An 8,316-nucleotide genomic window follows, 5' to 3' on the forward strand; every position below is an offset into this window, starting at 1 on the left:
TGTGGCGGGATGACCGCCACAGGGATATTAAGGCAGAAGCGGGGGAAGCTGATGATTTTCTTGCTTTGCGTATGCCTGTGGTGTACATCCGAACAAAGCCTTAAAGGCACTAATAAAACTACTCACACTTTTGTAGCCGAGTTCATAGGCGACATGATTCGTGCTTTCTCCTTGCCTTAAAATCTCCAGTGTACTGATCAACCGGTGTCTGCTACACCATTGCCGATAAGTCATCCCCGTTTCTGCTTTAAACAGCCGTTCAATGGTACGGACACTGGCGCCGACCCGCGCTGCACGTTGTTTCAGCGTCGGATTATGTTCTGGCAAGGTATTGTGTAATGGTTCATTGATAAGCTGGGTGATGAGCCGGTTTAATCTCGGATCTTTGCCCGCCGGTAAATAGACTTTCAGCTCATCGAGGGTGGCGATCTCGTCAATTAAAACCAGTCCGAGTCTTCTGAGCGGCCCCTCTGATAACACCGTGTTTCCTTCAACCAGTCGCAGAATTAATTCACGAATTAACGGCGTCATTTTCAGCATCGCGATACCTTGTTGGTGCGCCCGAATCGGAAATGACGGATCAACATATAAGTTACGCATTTGGGTCAATGTTTCTGCCTGAACCTGATGCATCACGCCACTCGGGATCCAAACGGCATGGGTAGACGGTACGATCCAAATCGCCTCATCACTGGTCACTTTGACGATGCCTTGGGCGGCCCACAACAGCTGACCTCTGGGGTGTGCATGGGGCGTCATCCGGGTTTCTGCCAACATACTGCGGCTGTTTGTGAGCACCGGGCGAGACGGATCGATGGTATAAGCAAACTGACTTGGTGGCAGTAATGTCGCTTCAGGAACATTGTTTGGCATTTTCAGGGCTTCTTACGTCACATCATAATCGCTATCTTAGAAGTCATTATTTCTACAATCAAGGTGAACATATGAACAAACCTGTATCGTTGAGGCATGTTGCAGTTGCTCTCGCACTGATACTGGCCGTCTGGCTGGTTTTATTTCCGATGGCAGGCGTTCAACCGAACGTATCATATAGTGCCGCAGTGATACTGATTACGCTGACTGGCTGGAGTACCGGCTTCTTCCCGCCGTTTTTAACCGGCCTGATTTTCTTCGCACTGGTGACCATCTTCCAGTTGCTTGACCCGGGAATCCTGTTTGCCGGATTTGGTTCGACCGCTGTGTGGTTGATTATTTCCGGGTTTGTTATTGGCTCTGCGATTAGCCTCTCCGGGTTAGGAAAAAGACTGGCATCCCGGATTGCGCCGTACCTTGTCGGCAGCTATTTTCGTCTTATTTTCGGTTTGGTCGTGAGTGCGATGATCTTGGGATTTGTCATGCCTTCTTCGGTAGGGCGTTCGGTGGTGATGATTCCGATAGGCATGGCCTTGGCTGACAAAGTCGGCTTTTCCAGTGGCAGTAACGGGCGTCTCGGTATCGCGACGTCACTCACTTTGGCCTGTAATATGCCGAGTTTCGCCATTCTGCCAGCCAATATCCCGAACATGATCTTAAGCGGCGCCAGTGAGACATTATTTGACCTGAGCTTTGGCTATACCGAATATCTGTTATTACATTTCCCCGTTCTCGGCATCGTCAAATCTTTGGTGATTGTCGCGCTGACACTATTTATCTTTCCTGCTCATATCAATGCTGAAGCCCGGGATGAAGCGCCGCAATCGCAAGATGAGCCCTACCAGACGGCGATGCAAATCCGGGTCGGGATGATTTTAGGGGTGACCTTGTTACTCTGGGTGACCGACACGGTTCACGGGGTGAATCCGGCGTGGATTGGTCTGGCTGCGGCGATCATATTATTGCTGCCCCGCTGGGGGATTGTTCCTCCCAAATCATTCAACGGGAGTATCGATTTTGGGGCGGTTGTGTTTGTTGCCGCCGCGCTCGGGCTTGGTGCGTTAGTCAACCAATCGGGAATTGGTTCGCTCATGGGAGACATATTGGGGAACTTCATTCCCGGAAAGGGTGAGGGGGATTTTCTGAATTTCATGGCGCTTTCTTTGATGTCGATGGTGACGGGGTTCGTTGCGACGGTTCCCGGTGTCCCGACTGTTCTGACCCCGATGGCCGCAGATTTAGCACAGACCACCGGCTTTACTGTTCCTGAGGTGTTGATGACTCAAGTGGTCGGTTTTTCTACCATCATTTTCCCGTATCAGGTTACACCGCTGATTATTGCGATGCAGTTGTCGAATGAACCGTTGGCGAAGCTTGTGAAACTAACGTTGCCGCTGGCGGTCATCACGATTTTGGTTTTAATGCCGTTGGATTATCTGTGGTGGGGATTTGTGGGGTGGTTGGGGTGAGATGCGTTTCATTTCATCACCTTTATTTTGTCATCCTTTGGCTTCGGAATGTGACGCACAATTACGTTTTTCGGTTTCAGAGGCATCTTTGGAAAAACAGCTGCAAGAAGTTGGTATTACTCAAATAAAGTTAAGAGTAGCTTATCAAAATGAACGTGCGCTCAAGTTGTACCAAGAAGTCGGCTTTGTGATTACTGGTTTCAATATGTCCAAGAAAATTGGGATGTCGTAGCGACAACATACAAGCGTTTAAGACAGATTCGTAACGCTCGGCATTCTTAGTTCAAGTCAAGTTTTTGTGTTTACGGTGCAATGTTTTCAGTTAGGTGGTAGCGTTACTCACTACTTAACTCGGCGTTGGCAGTAAAAGGAGATCGAGGTGTGTCTGACAAAACAGATATCATCATGGGACTTATTGAGAGGGTTGGTTTAAAGAACTTATTCGTTCAATCAGTACGCTAGAAACTGCTAACGCGTCGTCTGATTGAGGCGTTATGTAACAAGGAGAAAATGGTGGAGTATTCAACAATAAAAGAACTAGTAATAGATGTTTGTGCAACAGAAGGTACATTTCCATCCTTTGAAAAATTAACAGCGCTGGTTTTGGCAAACTTCCCCACCAGTAAATGGCAAAAAACACATTACGCTTGGTATAAATCAAAAATTAAGCGTGGTGAAATTGAAGTCCCAGGGTTTGCTACGGTAGACACTATTGACGAAGAAAATGATGTCCAAGAATCAATAGAAGTTAGTTTGTCACTGGAAAAGGATTTGCATTCTTACCTAGCCAGAAATATTCAGGATATAGAGAATGGTTTAACTATCGTAGAGGGTGGCATTGAATATGTACTTGATGCTGGACGTATAGATATTCTTGCCAAAGATAAAACTGGTCAATTAGTTGTCATTGAGCTAAAAGCGGGTAAAGCCAAAGATTCGGCTTTAGGGCAATTGTTAGGCTATATAGGCTGTCTTTCTGAATCGTCAGAATCATCAAATATCAGAGGAATTCTTGTTGCCTCTGACTTTGATAAGCGGGTAGTTTTCGGTGCTAAAGCGATAAGCAATGTCAAGTTGGTTAAATACCAAATATCGTTCAACTTGGAAGTTGTTACATAACAAAGCGCTCAAGAATGACAAAAAAAGCTTAGCGTTTTTTTTGCATCTTAGTTTTGCGTTAGGCAAAAACAGGAGGGAATTGTGGAAGTCAGTTGTCATTGTGGAAATGTTGAAATCACATTGGGCTTTTCTCCGAATGAAGTTGGGAAATGTAATTGTTCAATATGTCGCCGTTATTCTGCTCTTTGGGCTTACTATTTACCGAAAGACGTTCAGATAAAATTCCAAACTGAGAAAACGGTTTTCTATATTTGGGGCGACAGAGAGGTTGAATTTCATCGGTGTAATATATGTGGCTGTATTACTCATTATGTAACAACGGAGAAATGCAGCGAAGATATTGTGGCGGTAAATATGTGCATGGCGGAGGTCGAAGCATTATCGAAGATCCCGATAAGGGAAATAGATGGAGCATCGCGCTAAATTTGCCATACAAACGAGTTTAAGGCGGATTCGCAACGCGTGGCACTTTGGGTTCTGGTCAGGTTCAGTGTTTAAGGTGCTCATTTAAGTTCTGTGGTAAGTTGGCAGCCACTTAACAGGGTTACAATGAAAAACGGCTTTTTGTCGTATAGAAAGCGTTATAGCGTCCTCGAAAAATTCGGAATTGATGGAATGGAAAGAATAGAAAAAGATCTTTATGACGCAGCGGTGCAATTAATCGAGACTCGATATCCCACGGGCTGGGGCGGCGCGGCTGCAGTGAGAACCAGCTCAGGAAAAATTCTAACTAGTATTGCACCAGACGTGAAAAATGATGCTTTGTCACTCTGTATGGAAGTTGGGGCTTATTTGGAAGCTCACAAATTAAATGAAGCGGTAACTCATTCGTTGTGTATATGTCGTGAAGATGAAAATAGAGACTTTTTGGTTCTATCTCCGTGTGGTATTTGCCAAGAGCGTTTGGTTTATTGGGGTGGCGATGTCAAAGCAGCAATATCAAATGAAAACAATGAGTTGGTATTCAAAACCATCCGTGAATTAATGCCTCACCATTGGTCGTTGGTAAATGGGAATGCACTATAATAAGATAATTGGACTCCCGCTCTAATGACCGGCTAACCTTTTTAGGCAAGTCAAAACTTTGGGAGAACGACATGGGTACTGTTGAGTGGTTGATTTGAATAAAGTGAAACATTGAATCAATAAAGCTAAATTGATCGATGTGCTCAGGGGAAATTCATGGAAGAATTTTAAGCTATCCCTTAACAAAAAAGCTGAGCAGGAGCGAATAAAAGCGACCCTGATTACGCGCACCAAACCGTTAGATTATTTCAGGTGGTTTTGTGGTAATTGAGATTGTCCCAATACAGCAACGACGAGGATAAAACCATCTTCCTTTGTGAAATAAGCAGTATGTTCCCCAATCGGAAAGTAAAACCCGTTACTGTATATTTCATGGCAACTTCGTCCCAAGTCCGGGTTATCAGCGAGCATTTGAAAGCCTGAGAGTAGTGTTTCTTTGTAGCGTGGCCACTGAAGTTCAGAAAAGTGGCTGATGGTATAATTTTTTACTTTGCGTAGATGAGCTTGAGCTAGATTGCTGAGTCTATATTGGTTATGGTGCATGTTTCTTGTTACAGCTCACTCAAAAAGTCTTTACCATCAACGATATCATCTTTTGCTAAGTCATCTTTGGCGGCGATGAAGCAGTGTTTGAGGTACTCAGCTTTCATCATCTCAAGTTCCTCGTAGTCATGTATAGACATAACGACAACCGCATCTTTACTATTTTTACTGATCTTAATTGGCTGACGTTGAGCATTTAAAAGCAACTCACCAAAATTTCGTTTAGCGTCATTTGCTGTTAATGTCCGCATAACTTAGTCTCCACAGTTTTAAATCTAATCAGAGTATAGCCTTTAGGACGAAATGGTCAATCCGATTAAATCGTGCGAAATGTGCGAAAGTATTGTGATTGATGAAGTCTGAGTGCTTTACGTTTTTATCTTCCCAGCCTCCAGTTCCCTAATTTGACGCACAATTCCTTTCTTCCGATTTCAAAAGCATTGGCACTCAGTGCGCCAGTGACTCTTGCCAAGATGCAAGCGTAACCAGAAGATCTTTTTGTTTGACGGAGTCACACGCGTTCCAGAACCAGTTTTTACGGGCGTCCTGCCCGGAAAAGCCTAACCATTCTTCCTTGAATGGTTTTCTTTGATTGGTGGTTGATTGGAGTTGGGTGAAATCTTTTGAAGCCAAATTGGTCGATGTTCTCAGGGTAAAATTCAAGGATGAATTTTAAGCTATCCCTTAACAAAAAGGCTGAGCAGGAGCGAATAAAAGCGCCCCTGATTACGCGTGCTGAACTCAAAAAAGATGCTTTTGGTTACATTGACATCTATCAAAAGGAACTGGGGCGCAGTCGGAGATGCTACTGGAATCGAGGAATGTGATTGCGTTCCAAACCGACAACGCCACATTACCACAGAGCCACTATTTCTCATCCCATCATCACTTTTATTGACTGTTCAAACGTTGCAGTTTCCTACAAATCATACCTACATCAAAGAATGTCAAATTTATGTTAATTTTTTTCTGGATGTTATCTGTAATATGCACAATTATGTTTACTGTGTTTAGGTGCTTATTGGCGAACAAATAGAGTTTATCCGAGAGGATTCGAATGGTGGTATCGTGGATAAATTATTTGTGTGCAGACTAGGCAGCACAGCAAGGTAATTTAGGCTTGATAATGAGACCCCACTGATATTTTTATATGTATTTTCATTTCATTATGTGAAGTATTTCATCGAGTGGCGGTAAGTTATAGAGAGGTATGAAGGATGTTATACGACATGGTGTTGGCTAATAATTGTTAGGCTCCTAAAGCCTGTTATTGGGTGTAATATCTAATCGCCTATCTGTATATGTAATTTCGATTAACTCTAATCAATAGGTAATATCATCATGAATAAAAAATATTTTTGTTTATTTTTGATTTCAGGTTTTTATGCTTCAACCACCTATGCTCAGAATTATAATTGGCAGTTAGGGGACATAAAATCACAAGAGTGCTTAAAAGATTCAACAGTCATGTCGTCTAATATTAAATATTGCCATAATTGTGGTAATGTTCAGGGAAATCTTACCTCTTGGACATTTCATACAACTTGCAATGGAAAGGTTCAAAGCAGGCTCGTCCAGTCAAAGCTAAAGTGTAATACATCAGCTGGGCAAGCAAATGAAACAAAGCAAAAGGATTATCATCTAGAAACTGCCAGAGGTAAATTGCCACCGAACACTACAGCATGTAGATAGTTTCCGGCGCTCAAATATGGCGCACAATTCCGTTCTTCGATTTTAGTGACATCGGTGGTTTGTGCGCCAGTTCATCTTTCAGAAATGAAAGACGAACCAGAAAATTTTTTTTGTTTGGCTTGGTCGTGCGCGTTTCAGAACCAGCTTTTACGGGCGTCCTGCCCGGAAAAGCTTAATCATTCTTCCATGAATGATTTTCTTGGTTGGGTGGCTATTTTGAGTTGGGTGAAACTCTGAATCAATAAAGCTAAATTGATCGATGATCTCAGGGTGAAAATTCAGGACGAATTTTCAGGATTGCTTGAGCAGGATGCGAATCAATCCGACCCTGATTACGCGCGCTGAACTCAAAAAGATGCTTTTGGTTACTTTTGACATTTATCAAAAGGAACTGGGGCGCAGTCGGAGATGCAAATAAAATCGAGGAACTGGATTGCGCACCAAACCAACAGATTTAATATTGAACACACCAAACCACAATTTAATCACCTCAAGCGAGCCTCCCTGTTACACCCATTCCAAAAATAACCACTCCCCATCAAAACCCCAAATTTAAACATGTTTTATAAATCCATTTGAGTATAATTGTTGATTCATATGAAAATAACTTTATCAATAAGCATCCATCGATAAAACAATCACGGCTCAGCCAACAACGTCAATGAACTATCAAACCACTCAAATCTACAACCTGATGAGGTACGAATTTGCTCAAGTTGAAGGGGATTTTGCCTCCTTACGTGAGTCAGAGATGAAATCTGTCATGCCTGCCGGAATACGCTTTGCAGATTTTCTTGAACAACTTCACTACGGTCATCAAGTGTTACTGACGGATGTACCATCGATTCCTTTGCTGATCCGGGATCGGGATGAATGGGGCAATCAATATTGGCGAGTGAATCCTGCGGTTGAGCCTCATCTCGACTTGCTGGCTAACAAGGCTTATACCGCCAGAGTTGAATGGGTCAATCATGGCATTGGTTCAACTTATTCCGGCAGCGTTAACGCTTCTGTTTATACTGAGCCTTATGTCGAACGCGAACCTGTGAAACTCACTTTAGAAGAGCGGCTGGTCAGGCAGCGTCAGGAGCGACTACGGGAGCTGGATAAAATCCCACTGCCTTCATCTGCATGGCAGAACGTATTTAACAAACCGCCAGTCAAACCCTCCCGTTTCGTCAAATCTGCGTTGGTGCCGATCGGTACGTGTGATATCGGTACACAAAGAGAGCCGCTTTCTGCGCTGGGGGATTATGCGGCTTATACACTGGCCGTCGGGCAGGGGATTAGTGCTTCTTCTGAAGAAGCTTTTTTGACGCGTATTGGTGGTGTAGCGCTGGCAGAACTGCCGGGACTGGCGCTGAAAATTATCGGGCGAGCTGGCATTCTGGCTGCATTTGTGCCGAACAAATTAGCGGACAGCACGCTCTACAGTGCAGCCGATATGCGCAATAAAGACACAGTTGAAACCAATATTCGCTTGGGTTTCAATGCGGAAGGGCAAATTTACGGCTATCACGTCAATGGGACGAATATCCCTAAGCGTGAAGTAAAACAGGTTGGTGAGCGGTTTGTCGTCGAGTTAGAGCCGGAT

Annotated in this window: 9 protein-coding genes and 2 pseudogenes; 7 read left to right on the forward strand and 4 right to left on the reverse strand. The window is 43.9% G+C overall.

Annotated features, from left to right (window positions below):
* Positions 1 to 27: 27 nt before the first annotated feature.
* Positions 28 to 873: an AraC family transcriptional regulator gene (locus tag VRK_RS06290; protein WP_059120584.1), complete on the reverse strand. Its 846-nt coding sequence runs from the start codon at positions 871 to 873 to the stop codon at positions 28 to 30.
* A 71-nt stretch (positions 874 to 944) separates the two neighbouring features.
* Here VRK_RS06290 and VRK_RS06295 point away from each other — a divergent pair, with 71 nt between their 5' ends.
* The 5 genes and pseudogenes from VRK_RS06295 (at position 945) to VRK_RS06315 (ending at position 4,487) form a co-directional block, all read left to right on the forward strand.
* Positions 945 to 2,342, forward strand: a complete 1,398-nt coding sequence (locus VRK_RS06295; RefSeq protein ID WP_059120585.1) for an SLC13 family permease — start codon at positions 945 to 947, stop codon at positions 2,340 to 2,342.
* Positions 2,343 to 2,430: 88 nt separating this feature from the next.
* Positions 2,431 to 2,574 (forward strand): annotated as a pseudogene (locus VRK_RS06300) (GNAT family N-acetyltransferase); the annotation flags it as partial.
* 278 nt (positions 2,575 to 2,852) lie between these two features.
* On the forward strand, positions 2,853 to 3,461 hold the full coding sequence (locus VRK_RS06305) for an endonuclease NucS domain-containing protein (RefSeq protein WP_231735746.1): 609 nt from the start codon (positions 2,853 to 2,855) through the stop codon (positions 3,459 to 3,461).
* A gap of 81 nt (positions 3,462 to 3,542) precedes the next feature.
* Positions 3,543 to 3,884: a GFA family protein gene (locus VRK_RS21415; RefSeq protein WP_082671329.1), complete on the forward strand. Its 342-nt coding sequence runs from the start codon at positions 3,543 to 3,545 to the stop codon at positions 3,882 to 3,884.
* Positions 3,885 to 4,076: 192 nt separating this feature from the next.
* Positions 4,077 to 4,487 carry a cytidine deaminase gene (locus VRK_RS06315; RefSeq protein ID WP_059122680.1) on the forward strand — a complete coding sequence of 137 codons (411 nt, stop codon included), beginning with the start codon at positions 4,077 to 4,079 and terminating at the stop codon, positions 4,485 to 4,487.
* A gap of 243 nt (positions 4,488 to 4,730) precedes the next feature.
* Here VRK_RS06315 and VRK_RS06320 read toward each other — a convergent pair whose 3' ends face one another.
* From VRK_RS06320 to VRK_RS06330, 3 genes are all read right to left on the reverse strand, one after another.
* The gene (locus VRK_RS06320) at positions 4,731 to 5,030 is read right to left on the reverse strand and encodes a type II toxin-antitoxin system RelE/ParE family toxin (RefSeq protein ID WP_059120588.1); all 300 of its coding nucleotides are present in this window, start codon (positions 5,028 to 5,030) and stop codon (positions 4,731 to 4,733) included.
* Between the two features lie 8 nt (positions 5,031 to 5,038).
* Positions 5,039 to 5,281 (reverse strand): type II toxin-antitoxin system Phd/YefM family antitoxin, encoded by a 243-nt coding sequence (locus VRK_RS06325; protein WP_059120589.1) that lies wholly within the window; start codon positions 5,279 to 5,281, stop codon positions 5,039 to 5,041.
* Positions 5,282 to 5,477: 196 nt separating this feature from the next.
* Complete coding sequence (locus VRK_RS06330) at positions 5,478 to 5,693, reverse strand: hypothetical protein (protein WP_059120590.1); 216 nt, start codon at positions 5,691 to 5,693, stop codon at positions 5,478 to 5,480.
* A 678-nt stretch (positions 5,694 to 6,371) separates the two neighbouring features.
* Here VRK_RS06330 and VRK_RS21210 point away from each other — a divergent pair.
* Together VRK_RS21210 and VRK_RS21215 are read left to right on the forward strand one after the other, a co-directional pair.
* Complete coding sequence (locus VRK_RS21210) at positions 6,372 to 6,722, forward strand: hypothetical protein (RefSeq protein ID WP_197413066.1); 351 nt, start codon at positions 6,372 to 6,374, stop codon at positions 6,720 to 6,722.
* A gap of 661 nt (positions 6,723 to 7,383) precedes the next feature.
* Positions 7,384 to 8,316, forward strand: a pseudogene (locus tag VRK_RS21215) (hypothetical protein); the annotation flags it as partial.

Origin of the sequence: Vibrio sp. MEBiC08052 (assembly GCF_001506075.1) — a bacterium.
Lineage (GTDB): Bacteria > Pseudomonadota > Gammaproteobacteria > Enterobacterales > Vibrionaceae > Vibrio.

Coding starts and splice junctions, on each gene's coding strand:
- VRK_RS06290 (WP_059120584.1), bottom strand. CDS start 873: ATGCCAAACAATGTTCCTGAAGCGACATTACTGCCACCAAGTCAGTTT.
- VRK_RS06295 (WP_059120585.1), top strand. CDS start 945: ATGAACAAACCTGTATCGTTGAGGCATGTTGCAGTTGCTCTCGCACTG.
- VRK_RS06305 (WP_231735746.1), top strand. CDS start 2,853: ATGGTGGAGTATTCAACAATAAAAGAACTAGTAATAGATGTTTGTGCA.
- VRK_RS06315 (WP_059122680.1), top strand. CDS start 4,077: ATGGAAAGAATAGAAAAAGATCTTTATGACGCAGCGGTGCAATTAATC.
- VRK_RS06320 (WP_059120588.1), bottom strand. CDS start 5,030: ATGCACCATAACCAATATAGACTCAGCAATCTAGCTCAAGCTCATCTA.
- VRK_RS06325 (WP_059120589.1), bottom strand. CDS start 5,281: ATGCGGACATTAACAGCAAATGACGCTAAACGAAATTTTGGTGAGTTG.
- VRK_RS21210 (WP_197413066.1), top strand. CDS start 6,372: ATGAATAAAAAATATTTTTGTTTATTTTTGATTTCAGGTTTTTATGCT.